Source organism: Streptomyces sp. SID14515 (assembly GCF_010548505.1).
In the GTDB taxonomy this organism is placed as follows: Bacteria; Actinomycetota; Actinomycetes; order Streptomycetales; family Streptomycetaceae; genus Streptomyces; species Streptomyces caviscabies.
Window position 1 is genome coordinate 1 of sequence record NZ_JAAGMH010000148.1, and the last position, 19,997, is coordinate 19,997.

Sequence of the window (19,997 nt, forward strand, 5' to 3'; positions counted from 1 at the left end):
GGCGGCCGTGCCGCCCGCGAGCGCGCCGACCCCGGCGGCGGCCGGGATGCCGACCTTGGCCGCCTTGCGGCCGGTGCGGTAGTCGCGCAGCCGCCAGTCGCGGGCGCGGGCGTGCTTGCGGAGCTTGGTGTCCGGGTTGATCGCGTACGGGTGGCCGACCAGCGAGAGCATCGGGATGTCGTTGTGCGAGTCGCTGTAGGCGGCGCAGCGGTCCAGGTCCAGGCCCTCGGCGGCGGCCAGGGCGCGGACGGCCTCGGCCTTGGCGGGGCCGTGCAGGGGTTCGCCGACCAGCCGGCCGGTGTAGACGCCGTCGACCGATTCGGCGACGGTGCCGAGCGCGCCGGTCAGGCCGAGGCGGCGGGCGATGATGGTGGCGGTCTCCACGGGTGCGGCGGTGACCAGCCAGACCTTCTGCCCGGCGTCCAGGTGGGCCTGGGCCAGGGCGCGGGTGCCGGGCCAGATGCGGTCGGCCATGTACTCGTCGTAGATCTCCTCGCCGATGGACATCAGCTCGGAGACGCGGTGGCCCTTGACGATGGACAGGGCGCTGTCGCGGGCGTCCTGCATGTGCTCGGGGTCCTCGACGCCGGCCAGCCGGAACCAGGCCTGCTGCCAGGCGAACCGGGTGAGTTCGCGGCGTTCGAAGAACTTCCGCTTGTAGAGGCCGCGGCCGAAGTGGAAGATCGCGGCGCCCTGCATCACGGTGTTGTCGAGGTCGAAGAAGGCGGCGGCGCGGTCGTCCCCGGCGACGGGGAACGCGGGCTCCTCGGGAGCTTCTTCGGGGGTTCCGGTCAGGAGGGCGGAGTCGTCGTCGGCGGCCGAGGTCTTGCGCGCGGCCTCGGCGGCGGCCTCGCCTGCCAGGACGCTCCGTGCGGTAGCGGAACGCCTACGGGGTGTGAGCCATCCAAGAGCGGCCATGCGGTGAGCATAGCCAGTCCGTCCGTACCTGCCCGACCTGCCGCGATGCGGGGGCGTGAACGCTTCGGGTCGGAATGGTGAATCGGGCGATTCCGGGCGGCCCGGGGCGGTGGTCCGCAGGCGCAGAATGAAGGCATGAGCCCTCTGCTGCGCCGTACGAAGAAGAAGCCCGCCGAGCGGGTGGTCACGCTGGTCGGGAAGCCCGGTTGCCATCTGTGCGAGGACGCGCGGGCGGTGGTGAGCGCGGTCTGCGAGGAGACCGGTGCGTCGTGGGTGGAGAAGGACATCACCGAGGACGAGGAGCTGTACAAGGAGTACTGGGAGCAGATTCCGGTGGTGCTGATCGATGACGAACAGCACACGTTCTGGCGCGTGGACCCGGCCAGACTGCGCAAGGCGCTGGGTGCGGACGCGAAACCCGGTTAACATTGCGGGCGTTTTGAGTGGCCTCGGGGGCTTAGTTGTGAGGAGTGTGTACCGCTTTGCCCCCTTCGAGGCTGCAACGGGCTGATGCGGTCCCCGGTTCCGGGATCGCGCGGGAAATGTGCGTGACCCCGGTCACTTTGACCAGACAAAACGGACACTATCTTTGTGCACGCGTTCACAAAGACATAGCCTGCATTCGACGGGGCGGTCTTGGGACATACGGCCGCCTGCAGCCCCGCTCATCCCGCAGGAGCACCGTGGCAACTGGCCGAACTCACCGACCGGCGACCCGTAGCCGAGGAATTCCCGAGGCCACCGTCGCCCGACTTCCGTTGTATCTGCGCGCCCTGACCGCGCTCTCCGAGCGATCGGTCCCCACGGTCTCCTCCGAGGAGCTGGCCACGGCGGCCGGCGTCAACTCGGCGAAGCTGCGCAAGGACTTCAGCTACCTGGGGTCCTACGGCACCCGCGGTGTCGGGTACGACGTCGAGTATCTCGTCTACCAGATCTCGCGTGAGCTCGGGCTCACCCAGGACTGGCCGGTCGCGATCGTCGGTATCGGCAACCTCGGCGCGGCCCTCGCCAACTACGGCGGCTTCGCCTCCCGCGGCTTCCGGGTCGCGGCGCTGATCGACGCGGACCCCGCCATGGCCGGTACGCCGGTGGCCGGGATCGCCGTCCAGCACACGGACGACCTGGACCGGATCATCAGCGACAACGGTGTGTCCATCGGTGTGATCACCACCCCGCCCGGCGCGGCCCAGCAGGTCTGCGACCGGCTCGTCGCCGCCGGTGTGACCTCCATCCTGAACTTCGCGCCGACCGTGCTGTCGGTGCCCGAGGGCGTCGACGTACGCAAGGTCGACCTCTCCATCGAGCTCCAGATCCTCGCGTTCCACGAGCAGCGCAAGGCCGGCGAGGACTCCGCCGCCGAGGACGAGGGCGCGCCCCCGATGCGTGCCACGCCCGCCAGCCGGAAGGGACCCGACGGGGACATGCCCGCCGTGATGCCGGCATGAGCCTCCTCGTCGTCGGACTGAGCCACCGCAGCGCCCCCGTCTCCGTACTGGAACGGGCGTCGCTCGCTGCCGAGACCCAGGCCAAGCTGCTCCAGGACACCCTCGCCGCGGAACCCGCGACCGAGGCCGCCGTGCTGGCCACCTGCAACCGCATCGAGCTGTACGCCGACGTGGACAAGTTCCACGCGGGCGTCGCCGAGCTGTCGACGCTGCTCGCCCAGCACAGCGGCGTCGGGCTGGAAGAGCTCACTCCGTATCTCTATGTGCACTACGAGGACCGGGCCGTCCACCACCTCTTCTCGGTGGCCTGCGGGCTGGACTCGATGGTCGTCGGCGAGGGCCAGATCCTCGGCCAGATCAAGGACGCGCTCGCGCGCGGCCAGGAGCTGCACACCGCCGGACGGCTGCTGAACGACCTCTTCCAGCAGGCCCTGCGGGTCGGCAAGCGCGCCCACAGCGAGACCGGCATCGACCGGGCCGGGCAGTCGCTCGTCACCTTCGGGCTCCAGCAGCTCGCCGCCGGCGCCGACCCCGAGTGCTGGGCCCGCGGCAAGCGCGCCCTGGTCATCGGCGCCGGATCGATGTCCTCGCTGGCCGCCGCGACCCTCGCCCGCACCGGCTGCGCCGAGGTCGTCGTCGCCAACCGGACCCGCTCCCGCGCGGACCGCCTGGTGGAGATCCTCCAGCAGGGCGACGACACGGAGGTGCGCGCGCACGCGGTCGAGATGTCCGCGGTCGGCGACGAACTGACACGTGCCGACATCGTCGTCTCCTGCACCGGTTCCACGGGCCTCGTGCTCACCGCCGACGCGCTCGCCGACGCCCTGGGCGTGACCCTGGACGCCGCGCCCGAGGAGCCCGCGGTCACCGTCACCCCGGCCCCGGCCGACGTCGACCAGCACGCCGCCTGGGTGGAGAACGGTTCCGCCACCTCCGCCGCGCACGCCGGTCCGGCGACCGCGCTGCGCCGGGTCACCGTGCCCGCCCAGTCCACCGGACCGGTCCGGCTCGCCCTGCTCGACCTCGCCATGCCGCGCGACATCGACGGCGCGGCCCACCGCATCGACGGTGTGCGCCTCGTCGACATCGAGTCGCTCGCCGAGGCGTCCGCCGACGCCCCGATGGCCGCCGATGTGGACCGGGTCCGCACCATCGTGTCCGACGAGGTGGCCGCATTCGGCGCCGCCCAGCGCGCCGCGCACGTCGCCCCGACCGTGGTCGCCCTGCGCACCATGGCCGCCGACGTGGTCGCCGGCGAGATCGCCCGGCTGGACGGCCGCCTTCCCGACTTGGACGAGAAGCAGCGCGCCGAGATCACCCAGACCGTGCGCCGCGTCGTCGACAAACTCCTGCACGCGCCCACCGTGCGGGTCAAGCAGCTCGCCAGCGAGCCCGGCGGCGCCGGGTACGCGGACGCGCTGCGAGAACTCTTCGACCTCGACCCGCAGACGGTGGCCGCCGTCTCCCGGGCAGACCTGAACGACCCGAATAGAGGGCGGTCATGACCGACAACTCATCCCCGGGCGCGCGCCATCCCGCGCCGCTCCGGCTGGGCACCCGGCGCTCCAAGCTCGCCATGGCCCAGTCCGGACTCGTCGCCGAGGCGGTTCGCGAGGTGACCGGGCGCGCCGTCGAGCTCGTCGAGATCACCACGTACGGGGACACCTCCCGCGAGCACCTGGCGCAGATCGGCGGCACCGGCGTGTTCGTCGCGGCCCTGCGCGAGGCGCTGCTGCGGGGCGAGGTGGACTTCGCCGTCCACTCGCTCAAGGACCTGCCGACCAGCCAGCCCGACGACCTCGTGCTGGCGGCCGTGCCGCAGCGCGAGGACCCGCGCGACGCGCTGGTCGCCCGGGACGGGCTGACCTTCGAGCAACTGCCCGACGGCGCCCGCATCGGCACCGGTTCGCCGCGCCGCATGGCGCAGCTCAACGCGTACGCCCGTTCCCACGGACTGCGGATCGAGACCGTCCCCATCCGGGGCAACGTCGACACGCGGATCGGGTTCGTGCGTGACGGGGAGCTCGACGCGGTGGTTCTCGCCGCCGCCGGGCTCAGCCGTCTCGGCCGGAGCGGTGAGGTGACCGACTTCCTGCCGGTCGACACCGTCCTGCCCGCTCCCGGCCAGGGAGCACTGGCGATCGAGTGCGCCGCGTCCAGCGCGGACCTCGCCGCCGCGCTCGCCGAGCTCGACGACCCGTACACCCGGGTCGCCGTGACCGCCGAGCGTGCCCTGCTCGCCGCCCTGGAGGCCGGCTGCTCCGCACCTGTGGGTGCGCTGGCCGACCTCCTGGTCGACGGACAGGTTGTCAACGAACTGCGCCTGCGCGGAGTCGTCGGTACCACCGACGGTTCCTCGCTCGTACAGCTGTCCACCACCGGTCCCGTCCCCACGTCGCACGACGACGCGGCGGCCCTCGGTCGCGAACTCGCGGCCGAGATGCTCGCCAAGGGTGCGGCCGGTCTTATGGGGGAGCGAGCACTTTGAGCCCCACCGGCCCCGCCGCATCCGACTTTCCTGTCCTGTCCGCCCAAGGCCAGGTCACCTTCCTCGGCGCCGGTCCCGGCGACCCGGGACTGCTGACCCTGCGCGCCGTCGAGGCGCTCGCGAGCGCGGACGTCCTTGTCGCCGAGCCCGATGTGCTCGACGTCGTTCGCAGCCATGCGCGAGCAGGCGTGAGCACGCCTGAGCTGACGGTTGTTGACGTCTCGTCAACAGCCGCCGGGGTACCCGTTCTCAGGGATGCGGCCAATCTTGTCATGGAGGCCGCGAAGGGCGGCAGGCGGGTGGTCCGTGCCGTCGCGGGCGACCCGGGCCTGGACGGGGACGCGGGGGCGGAAATGCTCGCCTGCGCCGCCGCCGGGGTGCCCTTCGAGGTCGTCCCGGGCATCGCGAACGCCGTCGGCGTGCCCGCGTACGCCGGTGTGCCGCTGCGTGACGCGCAGGGCGCGGACGTCCGCTTCGTCGACGCCCGTACGGCCTCCGACCGGTGCTGGAGCGAGGTCGGCGCGAGCGACGCCACCGCCGTCGTCTCCACCACGCTGGACTCGGTCGCGGCCGCCGCCGGTGAGCTGGTCTCGGCGGGCCGCAAGCCCGACACCCCGCTCACCGTGACGATCGCGGGCACCACCACCCGCCAGCGCACCTGGACGGCGACCCTCGGCACGATCGCCCAGACCCTCAAGCAGGCCAAGGTGCTGCCCTCGCCCGAGGGCCACCGGCCGGTCATAGCCGTGGTCGGAGAGCGCAGCTCCGCCGCCCAGCGCGACCAGCTCGCGTGGTTCGAGTCCAAGCCGCTGTTCGGCTGGAGGGTGCTCGTCCCGCGCACGAAGGAGCAGGCCGCGTCGCTCTCCGACCAGCTGCGTTCCTACGGTGCGGTGCCGCACGAGGTCCCGACGATCGCCGTCGAGCCGCCGCGTACGCCCCAGCAGATGGAGCGCGCGGTCAAGGGCCTGGTCACCGGCCGCTACGAGTGGATCGCCTTCACCAGCGTCAACGCCGTCAAGGCGGTCCGGGAGAAGTTCGAGGAGTACGGTCTCGACGCCCGCGCCTTCGCCGGGATCAAGGTCGCCGCGGTCGGCGAACAGACCGCCGCCGCGCTGATCGACTTCGGCGTCAAGCCGGACCTGGTGCCCTCCGGCGAGCAGTCCGCCGCCGGTCTGCTGGAGGACTGGCCGCCCTACGACCCGGTCTTCGACCCGATCGACCGGGTGTTCCTGCCGCGCGCCGACATCGCCACCGAGACCCTGGTGGCCGGGCTCATCGAGCTGGGCTGGGAGGTCGACGACGTCACCGCGTACCGCACGGTCCGCGCCTCGCCGCCGCCGGCCGACACCCGCGAGGCGATCAAGGGCGGCGGCTTCGACGCGGTCCTGTTCACCTCGTCCTCGACCGTCCGGAACCTGGTCGGCATCGCGGGCAAGCCGCACAACGTGACCGTGATCGCGTGTATCGGCCCGGCCACCGCGAAGACCGCCGAGGAGCACGGTCTGCGGGTGGACGTGCTGTCCCCGGAGCCGTCGGTGCACAAGCTCGCCGAGGCGCTCGCCGCCTTCGGCGCGCAGCGCCGGGACGCGGCGAAGGAGGCCGGCGACCCGGTGACCCGGCCGAGCGAGCGGCGCCCGGGTGCGCGCAGGCGTCGGACGACGACGTAGCAGTTACGCAGGTGGGTGGGCCCGGTCGCTTCGGCGGCCGGGCCCGCCGCCTTTTCCGGGCCGGCGCCTGGGCCTGTTAGGGGGCCTGTGCGCGGCTCTTTCCCGGCGCCGGTGTCGGTAAGACCGTGGGGCGTACGGGTCTATCGTCGAAGGATGACTGCGTACGCAAATTTCCCCGGCTCCCGCCCCCGGCGGCTGCGGACGACCCCGACGATGCGGCGGATGGTCGCCGAGACACGGCTCGACCCCGCGAACCTGATCCTGCCCGCGTTCGTCCGGGAGGGCATCGACGCCCCGGTCGCCATCTCGGCCATGCCCGGCGTGCACCAGCACACCTTGGACACCCTGCGGAAGGCGGCCGTCGAGGCGGTGACGGCCGGGGTCTCGGGGATCATGCTCTTCGGGGTGCCGGAGGACGAGAAGAAGGACGGCCGGGGCACGGCGGGCACCGACCCCGACGGCATCCTCCAGGTCGCTCTGCGCGCGGTCCGCGAGGAGGTCGGCGACGACCTCGTCGTGATGTCGGACCTGTGCCTGGACGAGTTCACCGACCACGGCCACTGCGGTGTCCTGACGGCGGACGGCCGGGTGGACAACGACGCGACGCTGGAGCGGTACGCGGAGATGGCCCAGGTCCAGGCGGACGCCGGGGCCCATGTGGTGGGCCCCAGCGGCATGATGGACGGCCAGGTCGGCGTGATCCGTGACGCCCTGGACCAGACCGGCCACGAGGACGTGTCGATCCTCGCCTACACCGTGAAGTACACCTCCGCCTTCTACGGCCCGTTCCGCGAGGCCGTCGGCTCCTCGCTCACCGGCGATCGCAAGACCTACCAGCAGGACCCGGCCAACGCCCGCGAGTCGCTGCGGGAGCTGGCGCTGGACCTGGCGGAGGGCGCGGACATGGTGATGGTGAAGCCCGCCGGACCGTATCTGGACATCCTCGCCAAGGTCGCGGAGTCCGTGGACGTGCCGGTCGCGGCGTACCAGATCAGCGGCGAGTACGCGATGATCGAGGCCGCCGCCGAGAAGGGCTGGATCGACCGCGACAAGGCGATCCTGGAGAGCCTGACCGGGATCCGGCGGGCCGGGGCGCAGATGATCCTCACCTACTGGGCGACCGAGGTCGCCCAGTGGCTCGGACACGACAGGGGCTGAGCCCCCGCGTGATCACGGCCCACCCGCTCCGGTCTCCTGGAGCCGGTGGGCCTCCTTGATGGAGAAGCGGGCGCTGTCCCGGACGAGCGGGTCCTCGTCGGCCCGTGCGGTGGTGTCGAGGACCGTGGCGACGATCGGGTCGTCGGTGTAGGGCGCCAGCGACATCGCCGCGTACTGGCGGACCAGGTCCTCCTCCGGGTCGCGCAGGGCCGTGAGCAGGGCGCGGCCCGCTTCGTGGCGCAGGACGGGGTCGGCCGGGGGCCACAGGCGCAGGACGGTGGCGCTCTCGACGCGGGCGAGGTCGTATTCGCCCGGGTCCGCGACGACCGAGACGAGGAACGGCAGCGCCTGGGCGTTGGCGTCCAGCTCGGTGATGATCTCGCGCTTGCGGTCGCTGCCCGGCGGCAGCGCGCGGAACTCGGCTATCAGGCGTTCGGCGACTTCGGCCGCTTCCGTCGCGGAGGCGGCTTCCGTCGTGGTCGGGACGTTCGTGTCGTTCATGGGGGTGGACACTTTCTGTCAGGGCCAGTCGACCAGTGCCATGAATGCTACGAAAGTGACCCCCACGGTGGTGGGTGCGGCGAGCGCCAGGCCCACGCGGCGGGCGGCGAAGCGGAGTTGGTGCGGTACGGCCCAGCTCGCGATCAGCACGGCCAGGGCGATGAGCAGGCCGATCCACAGGACGGTCCACCCGATCATCCAGCTGTCGTGGAAGCGCTCGGCCAGCGCACCGTTGCAGGAGTCGCACTCCATGGGCGAGAGCGCCCCGTAGAGCAGGGCGAGCAGCCCCAGCGGCACGGTGACGACCGAGGAGATCAGCGGGGCGATCCAGGCATGGGGGTCGGGTGTCTCGTCGGGGGAGGGTGCGGGGGCGGTCCCGGGCCTGTCGTCGCTCATGTGTCCGAGTGAACCGCCTGGGGCCGCCGCCCGCATGAGTACGAGGGCTCAGTCGGCGGTGGTCCGGTCGGCGCGGGCCTCCAGCCAGGCGCGCGCCGCGTTCACCTCGCCTTCCGTGAGGGGCGGGCGCACCTGGTCCGGGTAGCGGGCGACGCAGTGCCTGCGGGCGGCCTTCATGCCGATCGCGCGGGCCTCGGCGGACAGGCCGGGGTGGTCCGCCACCTCCTGGGCGCGCCGCCACCAGCTGTGGCTGCGCGGGTCGATCGCGTAGTGCCACAGCGGCTGGGCGGGGTCGGTCACGCCGATCAGGACGTGTTCCAGGACGTACGCGCGGACGCCCGGCTCTCCGATCAGCTTCTCCGCGACGAGCAGCGGGTGGATGCCGTCGAGGCGGGCGCGGAGCAGCACCCAGGTCATCAGGTGCCCGGTGTCGTGCCCGCCGGAGACGATGAACTCCCACAGCTCGGCGGCCTTCGCCTCGTCGGGCGCGCCGAGGTGGGTGAGCAGCCGGACCGGGCCCTTCCAGAGCGGCTTGGGCTTCGCCCACCAGGCCGCCAGCGCTTCGGCGGCCGGGTGGCCCAGGTCCTGGGCGAGGCAGGTCAGGGTGACCAGCGGGTGACGCCACTCGGTGTACGTGGTGCGGTACTGCTTGGTCAGCTCCTTCTTCCAGCGGGGGAGGAGGGCGAGCAGTTCCGTTTCGGTCGCCTCGCCGTGGGCGTACAGCAACTCCAGGCAGAACGCGATGCCCTGGACGCCGGTGGACGGGGCGGCGAGCCGGTCGCGGAGCCACTGGACGTCGGACGGGGTGAGGGCGCGGTAGCGGTGCCAGATGTCGCCGAGGCCGCCCTCGTAGCCGGTGAGGTCGGGGCCGGTGCCGGCGAGGAGGTCGTCGCGGGCGGTCTCGTACCGCTCCACGGCGGCCAGAGCCTCGGCCGCTTCGGCGGCGTCGGTGAGGCGTCCGGCCGCTTCGCGCACGCCGTCGGCCGTGTCGGCGGCGGCTTTCGCGGCGGCGACCCGCAGCGGGCGCGGCAGCCGGTCGTCCGTGGCGAACCGGACGGTGGCGAGGAGGAGCGGGAAGAACGCGTCGGAGGCGGGCGGGCGGGGGGTGCTGTGTTCGTCCGTGACGGCTTCCCGCAGCGCGCGGAGGAGGCTTGTCTGCGCGGTCTCGGGCGCGGAGTGGGCCGTCAGCTCCTCGGAGAGCGCGCGGGCCGACCTCACCGGGTCCGGTTCGCGCAGGGCGTGGTGGGCGCGGAACCAGCCGCGTACGGCACCGTCGTCACCGGTCAGCGCCCATGCACGCAGCAGCTCCAGCGAGCGCGGGGACGGATGCGCGGCGAGGGCGTACGCCGCGTCGGCTCCCAGTTCGGCGGCCACCTCCCAGGCCTCCGGGTGCTCCTGGCGCAGCAGCGCGAGGAGCACGGAACGCCAGCCGCGCCAGGCCGCGAGCCGCCCGGCGTACGTCTCCCGCCAGGCGGACAGCAGCCGGGCCGTCTCGTCCGGGGTCAGCGCCTGCCGGTGTTCCAGCGGGGCGGTGAAGCGGACGGCTGCGGCCAGGTCCACGGGGCCCGCCAGCCGGTCGTGGAGCCAGCGTTCCTCGGCGGCGGTCAGCGGGTCGTACTCCCGCGCGCGGGTCTTCCGGCTGCGGGGCTCGTCGAGGCGGGCGAGGAACTGGCGTACGCCCGCGGTGTCTTCGGGGTCGGGCAGCCCGTCGGCGTCCGTCGCCGTGACCCGGTCCAGCTGGAACGCGCCCTGCGGGCCGCCGTTGACGATCCGGTAGCCGGGCGGGCCCTCCCCGAGACCGGCGGCGACCGTGGCGTGGTCGCCGCCCCAGTGCAGATACAGCACACCGGTCAGTTCGCCGGAGCGGGCGAAGGCGTCCTGGGACTGCCAGTGCCAGTAGGCGAAGGAGGTGTCGGTGGCGATGCCTCGGGTCGCGAACATCTCCGCCGCGTCCTCGTGGCCGTCCGACTGGGTGTAGCGGCCACGGGTCGGCGGCGGGAGGACGGCGAAGCGGTCGCCGCCCAGGGTGCGCCACCAGGCCTTGATCCTGCTGAGGTCCGTGTTCAGTCCCACCAGAACGACCACGCTTCCTGGTTGAGAATGGCCTTCTCCGCGTAGACGCCGAGGTCGTACGGCGGGGACTGGTCGATGTTGTCCGGGCAGAACGCGTAGTGCTCGGCGGCCAGGGCGCGGGCCTCCTCGACCGTGGCGGGCGGGCGGCCCACGGAGACGATCATCGTGTCGAAGCCGAGCACCACGACCCGGGCGTCGTAGCGGTCCTCCCAGGAGCGGAGCACCGCGCAGAGCCGGGCCACGTCGTTCTCGTGGTTCATCGGGCCCGACCAGCCGATGGCCGCCGGTATGTCGGCGCTGCGGCGGGCCGGGACGAGGGCGATGCGGGCTCCGCCGAGCCATTCGTCCGCGTCGGCGGTGATCACTCCCACGAGGCCCGCGGCCACCGCGTCCGGGTCCTCGGGGGCCTCCCGGGCGGGGACGGGCGCGAGGCCGGGCCAGGAGCCGGGCCCGCCGGACTGCTCCCCGTCCTCCGCGTCCTCTCTGGCCTCCCCGTTCCTCTCGCTCTCCTCGCCGGTCCCGTCGGCCGCCGTGCCGTCGCCGACCTCGTCGTCCGCGTAATCCGTCCAATACCCTGCGAGGACCTCGTCGGCGTCGTGGTCGCCGGGGTACGAGGTGCCGTCCGGGCAGAGGTCCCAGTCCTCCGGCCACTGGTCGCGCGAGCCGCCGGTGACCAGCACCGGCAGCAGCCCGAGCCGCCGCCCGGACGTCCGCAGGGCCGACCAGCCGCGCTGGTCCGCCGGGCCGTCCGCGTACCAGAGCAGCGGCTCGTGCCAGGGGCCGTCCAGCGTGGCGTCCACCAGGGAGCCGGGCGGGAGATCCAGGCCGGAGGAGGCCAGGGAGGGCAGAGGATTCGGGAGCGTCGCCATGGAGGTGACTCTAGGCCGGGGCACTGACAGCGAGCTTGGCAGGCGGACCCAGGGGCCTCGGGTGCTCCCCGCAGCCGTGCGGCTCCTGCGGCCGGTCAGCCCCCCGAGGCCGGGGTGCCTGACACGGTGCGGCCCCCGAAGGCTTGTCTCAGGTGGCGGGGTGCGAGCGGGTATCGGTGATGAGCCGGACCATCTCGTGCCACAGCCGCCACCGTCGCGGCTGGTCCGCTTCGCCGAGCTCCGGCAGTACCTGTTCCAGCTCGGAGAGCTTGCGGTCCAGGATCCCGAGCCGCCACGCGTCCAGCGAACCGCCATTGTCCAGCCACGATGTCACGCACCCGGCGATGTCGCTGTCCAGTCTCTCCAGGTCGACGCCCGCCCGTTCGGCGCTGTTCAGCCGGGCAGGCCATCGCTCACTGAGAAGTTCCTGGAGCAGGCGGGCCACAACAGCTTCGGGCGCATCTATTTTCGTCACGGGGCTCATCATCCCCCCGCGAGATCGCTCAGGAAGCTGAACATGGCCGGCGCCTCGTCGCCGGCGCCCTCCGCGTGCCGACGCCTGTCTCGGGAGGGCTCACTTCCCGGTGGACCGGGTGCGGGGGACGTATCGTCGAGCCCCGTTGTGCGCCGCCCGGTCACCGTCGACCGAGCCGATCCGGCAGGAGTCTCCGTGAACAGGATCATCACGTCCATCTCGCTCTCCCTCGACGGCTTCTTCGAAGGGCCCGACCAGGACATCGACTGGCACACGGTCGACGAGGAGGTGCACCAGCACTTCAACGACTACCTGCGGCTGGTGGGCGGCTTCGTGGAGGGGCGCGTCACCTACGAGCTGATGGAGGAGTTCTGGCCGACCGCCGATCAGGACCCGGACAACGAGGGTCCGATGGCCGAATTCGCGGGCATCTGGCGGGACATGCCGAAGTTCGTCTTCTCGCGGACGCTGGAGAGCGTGGGGCCGAACGCGACCCTGCTGCACGAGGTCGACCCCGAGCAGGTGCGCGGCCTGCGGGACGCCGCGTCGGGGGATCTGGTGGTCGGCGGGGCGGATCTGCTGGAGTCGTTCCGGCAGGCCGATCTGATCGACGAGTACCGGATCTACATCCACCCCGTCATCCTCGGCCGGGGCCGCCCCTTCTTCCGGGACACGGAGGAGCGGCAGGGGCTCCGGCTGCTGGAGACCCGGACCTTCGGGAACGGGGTCGTACTGCTCCGTTACGAGACGGTCCGGGCGTGAGGCGTGCGATGGACGGCGGTGCGGTCAGGCGGTGGCCGCGTAGGCGGCGAACGCCGACCAGGCGGTGGGCGCGACGGTGAAGGTCGGGCCCTCGATGTCCTTGGAGTCACGGACGTGGACGGCGGCGGGGTGCGCGGCGATCTCGACGCAGGCCCCGCCTTCGCTGCCGCTGTGGCTTGACTTCCGCCAGTCGTAAGCGACTTCGAGGCAGGCGCCGCCTTCGTCGCCGCTGTAGCTCGACTTGAACCAGTTCAGTGCGGTGCTCATGTCTCTCCCAGTAAACGGGCCAGCAGGCGCAGGGTCTCGAAAGGGGTGAGCGCCTGGGCTCGCAGCATCGCATATTTCTGGGCCAGGATGCTGATCTCATTCCGGTCCGAGATCAGGTGGCTGCCGCGCTGGGTCTCGGAGTACGCGGCGTGTTGGTGGTCCGGTGTCTCCAGGAGAATGAAGGGGCCGTTGAGGCCTGCGTGTGCTCTGCTGTCCAGCGGGAGCACCTGGAGGCAGACGCCCGGGAGTTGAGCCATCGCGTAGAGATGGCGCAGCTGCTCCTGGTGGTCCTCGTCCGACGTCAGCTTCATCATCAGGACCGGCTCCCAGATCACCATGCTGATCGTCGGCGGCTTCTTCCGGTCCAGGATCTGCTGGCGTTGCAGTCGCGTCGCCGTCTGCGTCTCGATCTCCTCCGGGCTGTAGACCGGGATCTTGTTGCTGAACACCGCCTCCGCGTACGCCTTCGTCTGAAGCAGGCCCGGGATGACCTGGTTGTCGTACCAGGACAGCGCCAGCGCCTCGTGTTCCATGTTGAGGTAGTGCTCGGCCCACAGCGGAATCAGGTCGTATTCCGGCATGTTGTCGACCGCCGTCGCCAACGCGCCCTTGGTGTCCAGCAGATCGTCGATCGTCTCCGCCAGATCCGGCACGAGCGAGCGTCTGCCCTGCTCGATGGAGGCGATCGTGTCCTCCTGTACGCCTGCGGCCTGGGCGAGTTCGACCTGGGTCATGCCCGCCTCGGTGCGGAACCGGGCCACGAGCTTGCCCACGAGCTTCATCGTCGACGCGTTCTTACGCTGTCGCTTTCTGGGGTGCATACGGTTCCCACTCCCACCCCGGAACCCGCTTCACGCATGCGCGACCCGTACAACAAATCTGTACGGGTCGCCCATGGTTACAGCACGTCAGGCGCTGGCCTGACCTGCGGTGTTCTGCGGTGCTCAGAACATCAGGGCGTTCTCGACGTCCGACTGCCAGTAGGTGACGAAGCCCAGGCTGTCCGTGTAGGTCTCCGCCGGGAGCTTCAGCGTGGCCTCGCCCTTCGCCTTGTTGTTCTTGTCGACCATGATCACGCCGAGGTTGTCGCTCTTGACCGGCTCGTTCTCGCCGGGCTCGCCGAGCAGCGAGATGCCCGCGTAGGCCTCCTCACCGGGGGAGAGCGTGACGACGGCCTGCGGCTTGCTGTCGTCGAGGATCGGGTACACCGCCTGCGCGTCGTCGAAGCGGAGGAACGGCGCCTGGTAAGCGGCGCAGTTCTTCGAGCCGGTGTTGGTCACCGTGAGCAGCAGGTGGTTGATCGGGCGGCTCACCGAGGAGACCTTCACCGTGGAGTTCTTGGGCGTGCAGGCCGGGATCGACGCCGCCGCCTCCGCGTTCGGCGCGGCCTCCGGCTTCTTGCCGTTGCCGCCCGCGTGCTTGCCCTCGGCGGGAACGGTCTGCGTCTCGGGTGCGCCGGCCTCCGGCGCATCCGGCTGTGCCTTGCCGTCGGTGCCGTCGGTGCCGTCGGTGCCGTCGGTGCCGTCGGTGCTCGACGCCGCGGGGGCCGCCGTCTCGGCGGTGCCGGCCGGCTTGGTCCCCATGGCCTTGTCCTCGCCGCCGCAGGCGGTGAGCGAGAGAGCGGCCGCGAGGGCGGTGGCGGCGATGGCGGTGGTGCGGATGCGGTTGATGCGCATGTCGGTGGTTCTCCCCGTACTCGGTTGATCTGCGGTGCTGCCGTGGTCTGGTCCGAGCTTGTGGGGTGGCGGATTCCGGCCGCAACGCCCGCAGAACCATTGGGGATGCTGGAACGTCTACGCGTACGGTGACCTGCGGGAATTCCGCGTCCCTGGAACGCCGTTCCGGGACGCACGAGGAAGGGGAGCGCCGTCGTGGCGACGCCGGAGGCCGTGGAGTTCGCGGCTCTGCTCAAGGATCTGAAGGACCGTTCGGGGCGCAGCTACGGGGTCCTCGCCGGCAGACTGCACGTCAGTACGTCGACCCTGCACCGGTACTGCAACGGTGACGCCGTGCCGAACGAGTACGCGCCGATCGAGCGGTTCGCGCGGCTGTGCGGGGCGAGCGGCGACGAGCTGGTGGAGGTGCACCGGCGGTGGATCGTGGCGGACGCGGCCCGGCGGCGGCCTTCGGCGGCGGAGGCCCCTGCCCCGGTGGCGGAGGCGGAGGCGGAGGCGTCTGAGGCTGCGGTGGTCGCTGCGCCTGCTGTTGTGCCCGAGGTGTCCGAGCCGTCTGTGGCGTCCGAGCCGTCTGTCACGTCCGATGGCGGCGGTGCCGGTCGTCAGGCCCCGGGCTCCCGGTGGTCCCGGCTCTCCCGGCGTACGCGGGTGCTCATCGCCGCCGCCGGGGTCGCCGCGCTCCTCGTGCCCGGCACCGTCGTCGCCGTCGAACTCGTCGGGTCGGGGAAGGAAGGCGGCGGGAGCGCCGCGGACCGGGTGGAGGACGCGGGCGGGGGCCTCGCGGCGGCCCCGGAAGGCTCCGCCTCGGGTACGCCCCGGCCCTCCGCGAGCCCGAGCCCGTCCGGTTCTTCGGCGAGCGCCTCCGGGGCCCCGTCCGGGCCGCCGTCCGGGAAGCCCTCGGCGGGTGCCGGCTCCGGGTCCGGTCAGTCCCAGAGCGGTGGCGGCGGCGGTACGGGCCTCGGGGCTCCGCCGACCGTCAACATCACCTCGTACAACTGGGAAGAACCCTGCGGGCAGCACTATCTGGTCAACCAGGGCCCCGACAAGCTCGATCCGCCGCCCGCACCGCAGGACCGGCGCGACTGGGCGGCGTCGTACGGCGGGGTCGAGGCCGGGAACGCGCTGCTCCAGCTCACCGTGCAGGGCACCTCGCGCGAGGCGGTCGTCCTGAAGGGCATGAACGTCCGGGTGCTCTCCCGTAACGCTCCGCTGCCCTGGTCGGCGTACAAGATGGGCAACGGCTGCGGCAGCGGGATCACGCCGCAGACCTTCGCGGCCCACCTCGACGCCGGGCACCCCACCCTCCGGCCGGTGCCGGGGACGCAGGGGGACGTCGAAGTGCCGGCCGTGGACTTCCCGTACAAGGTGACGTCCGAGGACGTGGAGGTCTTCAACCTCGATATGGAGGCCGTGAATTACGACGTCACCTGGTTCCTGGAGCTGGAGTGGAGCAGCGGCGGGAACGAAGGGACGCTGCGGATCGACGACCACGGGAAGCCGTTCCGGCTCAGCGGGATGAAGGGGCGGCCGGAGTATGTGTACGGCGGGCCCGGCTACGGCTGGGAGCGTGCCGGTCAGCCCTGAGGCCCGGGGCCGCCGGACTTCAGGGCCGTACACGTGTGCGGAACTCGGGAGTACAGTCTGCGAGGCCCTGGCAGCCCGCCGCCGTGCGACGACGGCGTACGGCCGCCCCGATCCCGTCCCGACCAGGTGACACATGTCCGCCACTTCCGCCACTGCTGCCGAAGCCACCGACCGACCGACTCCGGACGACCGACCGGCCCCGGACGACCTGCCGGCCCTGGACGACCGCACCTGCGAGGAGCGGTCCCTGCGGCTCAGACGCAGGCTGGAGCGGCTGATCGGCATCGCCGCCACCGAGGGGAACGCCCTCGTCCCGCTCCGTAACGGCGACGCGATCTTCGGCGCGATGCTGGAGGCGATCCGGGGCGCGGAGCACACCGTCGACCTGATGACGTTCGTCTACTGGCGCGGTGACATCGCTCTGCGGTTCGCCGAGGCGCTGGCCGACCGCGCCCGGGCCGGGGTCCGGGTGCGGCTCATGCTCGACGGGTTCGGGTCGCGGCTCATCGAGCAGGACCAGCTGGACCTGATGGACGCGGCCGGGGTCACCGTCACCTGGTTCCGCAAGCCCCTCTATCTCTCACCGCTCAAGCAGAACCACCGCTGCCACCGCAAGGTCCTCGTCGTGGACGAGCGCACCGCGTTCACCGGCGGCGTCGGGATAGCCGAGGAATGGTGCGGCGACGCCCGCAACGAGCACGAGTGGCGCGACACCCATGTCCAGGTCACCGGGCCCGCCGTCGACGGGCTGGCCGCCGCGTTCGCCCAGAACTGGGCCGAGTGCCACGACGAGCTGTTCGACGAGCGCGACCGGTTCATCACCGAGGAGCACCACGGGGACGCCGTCGTCCAGGTGGTGCGCGGTTCGGCCTCCTTCGGCTGGCAGGACATGCAGACCCTGATCCGGGTCGTCCTGGAGTCCGCCGAGGAACGCCTCCGCCTCACCACCGCCTACTTCGCCCCCGACGCCTACTTCACCGGGCTGCTCTGCGCCGCCGCCCGGCGCGGGGTCGAGGTCGAGATCCTGCTGCCGGGCCCGTACACCGACAAGCGGGTCTGCCAGCTCGCCGGGCAGCGCTACTACGAGGACCTGACCGGCTGCGGTGTGAAGATCCACCAGTACCAGCCGACGATGCTGCACACCAAGACCCTCACCGTCGACCGGGTCGCCTCGCTCATCGGCTCCACCAACTTCAACCGGCGCTCCCTCGACCACGACGAGGAAGTCATGCTCGCCGTCCTCGACCGGGACTTCACCGCCACCCTCGACGGCCACTTCGAGGAGGACCGGGCGAAGAGCGTGCTGATCGAGCGCGGCCGGTGGAAGCGCCGCGACCTCCTCCAGCGGGCCCGGGAAACGGCCGTCGCGCCGATCCGCCGCTTCCTCTGAGCCCACGGCCTCCTAGGGTTGCCGCATGACCACAGAGAACGGCTTAACCACGGAGAGCGGCTCGACCACCGACACCCCGGACTCGTCCGTCACCTTCATCAACGTCTTCGAGATAGCCGCCGACGAACTCGACGCGTTCGTCGCGAAGTGGGAGGAGCGGGCCCGCCTCATGCGGGACAAGCCCGGATTCATCGACTCCCGGATGCACCGGGCCCGCTCCTCGGACTCCCGCTTCCAGCTCGTCAACGTCTCCCACTGGGCGAGCCAGGAGGCGTGGGAGGCCGCCACCGCCGACCCCGACTTCGCCTCCCGGACCCGGGCCGCGCGCGAGCAGACCGCGCGGCCGATCACCCCGAACCCGGCGGTCTACGACGTCGTCGTGGAACTCACCGCCCCCTGACCCGGCCCCGGCATGCGTCGGCCCCGGCACCTGTGACGGTGCCGGGGCCGACGTACGTACAGCCGGGTGCGGGATCAGAGATCAGAGCCGCTCGGGCGTCCGGATGCCCAGCAGCGCCATCCCCCGGTGCAGGGTCCGGGCGGTCAGCTCGACCAGGAAGAGCCGGTTCTCGACGACCTCCGGGGCATTGTCCGGGCTGAGCACCTGGCACTGGTCGTAGAACGTGGTCAGGTGCGAGGCCAGCTGGTAGAGATACGCGGCCAGCTTGTGCGGCTCGTAGCCCGACGCGACCTCGGCGAGCACCTCGCCGAACTGGTCCAGGTGCAGACCGAGCGCCCGCTCGGCCGGGGCCAGCTCCAGCTCCGGGTGGGCGGCCGGGACCGCGTCGCCGGCCTTGCGCAGGATCGACCGGATCCGGGCGTAGGCGTACTGGAGGTAGACCGACGTGTCGCCGTGCAGCGACACCATCTGGTCCAGGTCGAACTTGTAGTCCCGTACGGCGGAGGTCGACAGGTCCGCGTACTTCACGGCCCCCACGCCGACGTACCGGCCGTTCTCGACGATCTCCTCCTCGGACAGGCCCACCTTCCCGGCCTTCTCCCGGACGACCGCCGTGGCCCGGGAGACCGCCTCGTCGAGGAGGTCCTCCAGCCGCACGGTCTCGCCCTCACGGGTCTTGAACGGCTTGCCGTCCTTGCCGAGGACCGTGCCGAACGCGAGCTGCACGGCCTTGACGTCCTCGTTCAGCCAGCCTGCCCGGCGGGCCGTCTCGAAGACCATCCTGAAGTGCAGCGACTGCCGGGCGTCCACCACGTACACCAGGGTGTCGGCCTTGAGGTCCTGGACCCGGTTGCGGATCGCGGAGAGGTCGGTGGCCGCGTAGCCGTAGCCGCCGTTCGTCTTCTTCACGATGAGCGGGACCTTGTTGCCGTCTGGGCCCTTCACATCGTCGAAGAACACGCACAGCGCACCCTCGGAGCGGACGGCGACACCCGTCTCCTCCAGGATCCGGCAGGTCTCCTCCAGCATGTCGTTGTAGCCGGACTCGCCGACGATGTCCGCGTCGGCGATCTCCATGTCGAGCTTGTCGAACACCGAGTGGAAGTAGATCTTCGACTCGTCGACGAAGCCCTGCCACAGCTCCAGCGTCTCCGGGTCACCGGCCTGGAGCGCCACCACCCGGTCCCGGGACCGGGCCTTGAACTCCTCGTCGGAGTCGAACAGAACCCGCGACTCCTTGTAGACCCGGTTCAGCGTCGACATCGCCGCGTCGCCGTCGCTCGCGCCGCCCTCGTGCTTCAGGGCGCCCGGGTGCTCGATCAGATACTGGATGAGCATGCCGAACTGGGTGCCCCAGTCGCCGATGTGGTGCCGCCGGACGACGTTCTCGCCGGTGAACTCCATGATCTTGACCATGGCGTCGCCGATGACCGCCGACCGCAGATGGCCGACGTGCATCTCCTTGGCCACGTTCGGCTGGGCGTAGTCGATGACGGTGGTGCCGGGCTCCGCCTTCAGCGGCACGCCGAGCCGGCCCTCGGCGTCGGCGGCCCGGGCGGCGAGCGTCTCGACGATCGCCTTGTCGCTCAGCGTGACGTTGAGGAAGCCGGGGCCGGAGACCTCGATGTCCTTGATCAGCTCACCCGCCGGGAGGGCGGCCGTGACCTGGGCGGCCAGCTCGCGGGGGTTGCCCTTGAGCTTCTTGGCGAGCGCCAGGATGCCGTTGGCCTGGTAGTCGGCCCGGTCGCTTCGGCGCAGCAGCGGGTCCGCGGCGCCGGCATCCGGCAGAGCTGCCGTCAGGGCGTCCGCCAGCTGCTGCTGGAGCGTGGAAGCGAGGGAAGGGACCGAGGCCATGTCCGGCTGCCGTTTCCGTAGGAGTACAAGGGATCTGCCCAGTATCCCACGGGGTGCAAAGCCGTTTTCGCGCT

20 protein-coding genes are annotated in these 19,997 nt (G+C 71.6%); 10 read left to right on the top strand and 10 right to left on the bottom strand.

The annotated features are described in order from the left end of the window. Positions 1-918 (bottom strand): HAD-IB family hydrolase (locus tag G3I54_RS37880; protein WP_164621831.1); only part of this gene is annotated, 918 nt, incomplete at its 3' end. Positions 919-1,053: 135 nt separating this feature from the next. On the opposite strand from G3I54_RS37880, the gene G3I54_RS37885 reads away from it, so the two are divergent. The 6 genes from G3I54_RS37885 (at position 1,054) to hemB (ending at position 7,676) form a co-directional block, all read left to right on the top strand. Beyond that, the gene (locus tag G3I54_RS37885; protein WP_032787715.1) at positions 1,054-1,344 is read left to right on the top strand and encodes a glutaredoxin family protein; all 291 of its coding nucleotides are present in this window, start codon (positions 1,054-1,056) and stop codon (positions 1,342-1,344) included. A gap of 257 nt (positions 1,345-1,601) precedes the next feature. Beyond that, complete coding sequence (locus G3I54_RS37890) at positions 1,602-2,363, top strand: redox-sensing transcriptional repressor Rex (protein ID WP_003968336.1); 762 nt, start codon at positions 1,602-1,604, stop codon at positions 2,361-2,363. Continuing rightward, entirely contained in the window at positions 2,360-3,868 is a 1,509-nt protein-coding gene (locus G3I54_RS37895; RefSeq protein WP_164621833.1) for a glutamyl-tRNA reductase, read from the top strand. The genes G3I54_RS37890 and G3I54_RS37895 overlap by 4 nt, the downstream gene beginning before the upstream one ends. After that, positions 3,865-4,851 carry a hydroxymethylbilane synthase gene (hemC, locus tag G3I54_RS37900; protein WP_164621835.1) on the top strand — a complete coding sequence of 329 codons (987 nt, stop codon included), beginning with the start codon at positions 3,865-3,867 and terminating at the stop codon, positions 4,849-4,851. Before G3I54_RS37895 ends, hemC begins: the two co-directional genes overlap by 4 nt. Next, positions 4,848-6,518 carry a bifunctional uroporphyrinogen-III C-methyltransferase/uroporphyrinogen-III synthase gene (locus G3I54_RS37905; RefSeq protein ID WP_164621837.1) on the top strand — a complete coding sequence of 557 codons (1,671 nt, stop codon included), beginning with the start codon at positions 4,848-4,850 and terminating at the stop codon, positions 6,516-6,518. Before hemC ends, G3I54_RS37905 begins: the two co-directional genes overlap by 4 nt. 153 nt (positions 6,519-6,671) lie before the next feature. Then, complete coding sequence (gene hemB / locus G3I54_RS37910) at positions 6,672-7,676, top strand: porphobilinogen synthase (RefSeq protein ID WP_164621839.1); 1,005 nt, start codon at positions 6,672-6,674, stop codon at positions 7,674-7,676. 12 nt (positions 7,677-7,688) lie between these two features. Here hemB and G3I54_RS37915 read toward each other — a convergent pair whose 3' ends face one another. The 5 genes from G3I54_RS37915 to G3I54_RS37935 all read right to left on the bottom strand — a co-directional run bounded on the left by G3I54_RS37915 (position 7,689) and on the right by G3I54_RS37935 (position 11,990). Continuing rightward, on the bottom strand, positions 7,689-8,177 hold the full coding sequence (locus G3I54_RS37915) for a hypothetical protein (RefSeq protein WP_164621841.1): 489 nt from the start codon (positions 8,175-8,177) through the stop codon (positions 7,689-7,691). 18 nt (positions 8,178-8,195) lie between these two features. Further along, entirely contained in the window at positions 8,196-8,573 is a 378-nt protein-coding gene (locus tag G3I54_RS37920) for a hypothetical protein (protein WP_164621843.1), read from the bottom strand. A gap of 48 nt (positions 8,574-8,621) precedes the next feature. Continuing rightward, the gene (locus G3I54_RS37925; protein ID WP_164621845.1) at positions 8,622-10,658 is read right to left on the bottom strand and encodes a hypothetical protein; all 2,037 of its coding nucleotides are present in this window, start codon (positions 10,656-10,658) and stop codon (positions 8,622-8,624) included. Beyond that, positions 10,637-11,515, bottom strand: coding sequence for a DUF4253 domain-containing protein (locus G3I54_RS37930; RefSeq protein WP_164621847.1), 879 nt, complete (start codon positions 11,513-11,515; stop codon positions 10,637-10,639). The genes G3I54_RS37925 and G3I54_RS37930 overlap by 22 nt, the downstream gene beginning before the upstream one ends. Before the next feature lie 148 nt (positions 11,516-11,663). Further along, complete coding sequence (locus G3I54_RS37935; protein WP_343240521.1) at positions 11,664-11,990, bottom strand: hypothetical protein; 327 nt, start codon at positions 11,988-11,990, stop codon at positions 11,664-11,666. A 195-nt stretch (positions 11,991-12,185) separates the two neighbouring features. Between G3I54_RS37935 and G3I54_RS37940 the strand changes: the two genes are divergently transcribed. Then, the gene (locus G3I54_RS37940) at positions 12,186-12,752 is read left to right on the top strand and encodes a dihydrofolate reductase family protein (RefSeq protein WP_164621851.1); all 567 of its coding nucleotides are present in this window, start codon (positions 12,186-12,188) and stop codon (positions 12,750-12,752) included. Positions 12,753-12,776: 24 nt separating this feature from the next. Here G3I54_RS37940 and G3I54_RS37945 read toward each other — a convergent pair whose 3' ends face one another. The 3 genes from G3I54_RS37945 to G3I54_RS37955 all read right to left on the bottom strand — a co-directional run bounded on the left by G3I54_RS37945 (position 12,777) and on the right by G3I54_RS37955 (position 14,695). After that, the gene (locus tag G3I54_RS37945; protein WP_164621853.1) at positions 12,777-13,019 is read right to left on the bottom strand and encodes a DUF397 domain-containing protein; all 243 of its coding nucleotides are present in this window, start codon (positions 13,017-13,019) and stop codon (positions 12,777-12,779) included. After that, positions 13,016-13,801 (bottom strand): helix-turn-helix transcriptional regulator, encoded by a 786-nt coding sequence (locus tag G3I54_RS37950; RefSeq protein ID WP_164621855.1) that lies wholly within the window; start codon positions 13,799-13,801, stop codon positions 13,016-13,018. The genes G3I54_RS37945 and G3I54_RS37950 overlap by 4 nt, the downstream gene beginning before the upstream one ends. 162 nt (positions 13,802-13,963) lie before the next feature. After that, the gene (locus tag G3I54_RS37955) at positions 13,964-14,695 is read right to left on the bottom strand and encodes a DUF4232 domain-containing protein (RefSeq protein WP_164621859.1); all 732 of its coding nucleotides are present in this window, start codon (positions 14,693-14,695) and stop codon (positions 13,964-13,966) included. A gap of 195 nt (positions 14,696-14,890) precedes the next feature. Between G3I54_RS37955 and G3I54_RS37960 the strand changes: the two genes are divergently transcribed. From G3I54_RS37960 to G3I54_RS37970, 3 genes are all read left to right on the top strand, one after another. Continuing rightward, entirely contained in the window at positions 14,891-16,279 is a 1,389-nt protein-coding gene (locus G3I54_RS37960; protein WP_164621861.1) for a helix-turn-helix transcriptional regulator, read from the top strand. 133 nt (positions 16,280-16,412) lie between these two features. Further along, complete coding sequence (locus tag G3I54_RS37965) at positions 16,413-17,669, top strand: phospholipase D-like domain-containing protein (protein ID WP_239144780.1); 1,257 nt, start codon at positions 16,413-16,415, stop codon at positions 17,667-17,669. Between the two features lie 25 nt (positions 17,670-17,694). Further along, positions 17,695-18,069: an antibiotic biosynthesis monooxygenase family protein gene (locus tag G3I54_RS37970; protein ID WP_164621863.1), complete on the top strand. Its 375-nt coding sequence runs from the start codon at positions 17,695-17,697 to the stop codon at positions 18,067-18,069. A gap of 81 nt (positions 18,070-18,150) precedes the next feature. On the opposite strand, the gene argS is transcribed toward G3I54_RS37970, so the two are convergent. Further along, a complete protein-coding gene (gene argS / locus G3I54_RS37975) occupies positions 18,151-19,923 on the bottom strand; it encodes an arginine--tRNA ligase (protein ID WP_164621865.1) in 1,773 nt (590 codons plus the stop codon). Positions 19,924-19,997: the final 74 nt, after the last annotated feature.

Coding starts and splice junctions, on each gene's coding strand:
- G3I54_RS37930 (WP_164621847.1), bottom strand. CDS start 11,515: ATGGCGACGCTCCCGAATCCTCTGCCCTCCCTGGCCTCCTCCGGCCTG.
- G3I54_RS37920 (WP_164621843.1), bottom strand. CDS start 8,573: ATGAGCGACGACAGGCCCGGGACCGCCCCCGCACCCTCCCCCGACGAG.
- G3I54_RS37915 (WP_164621841.1), bottom strand. CDS start 8,177: ATGAACGACACGAACGTCCCGACCACGACGGAAGCCGCCTCCGCGACG.
- G3I54_RS37955 (WP_164621859.1), bottom strand. CDS start 14,695: ATGCGCATCAACCGCATCCGCACCACCGCCATCGCCGCCACCGCCCTC.
- G3I54_RS37965 (WP_239144780.1), top strand. CDS start 16,413: ATGTCCGCCACTTCCGCCACTGCTGCCGAAGCCACCGACCGACCGACT.
- G3I54_RS37895 (WP_164621833.1), top strand. CDS start 2,360: ATGAGCCTCCTCGTCGTCGGACTGAGCCACCGCAGCGCCCCCGTCTCC.
- G3I54_RS37950 (WP_164621855.1), bottom strand. CDS start 13,801: ATGAAGCTCGTGGGCAAGCTCGTGGCCCGGTTCCGCACCGAGGCGGGC.
- hemC (WP_164621835.1), top strand. CDS start 3,865: ATGACCGACAACTCATCCCCGGGCGCGCGCCATCCCGCGCCGCTCCGG.
- argS (WP_164621865.1), bottom strand. CDS start 19,923: ATGGCCTCGGTCCCTTCCCTCGCTTCCACGCTCCAGCAGCAGCTGGCG.
- hemB (WP_164621839.1), top strand. CDS start 6,672: ATGACTGCGTACGCAAATTTCCCCGGCTCCCGCCCCCGGCGGCTGCGG.
- G3I54_RS37885 (WP_032787715.1), top strand. CDS start 1,054: ATGAGCCCTCTGCTGCGCCGTACGAAGAAGAAGCCCGCCGAGCGGGTG.
- G3I54_RS37970 (WP_164621863.1), top strand. CDS start 17,695: ATGACCACAGAGAACGGCTTAACCACGGAGAGCGGCTCGACCACCGAC.
- G3I54_RS37945 (WP_164621853.1), bottom strand. CDS start 13,019: ATGAGCACCGCACTGAACTGGTTCAAGTCGAGCTACAGCGGCGACGAA.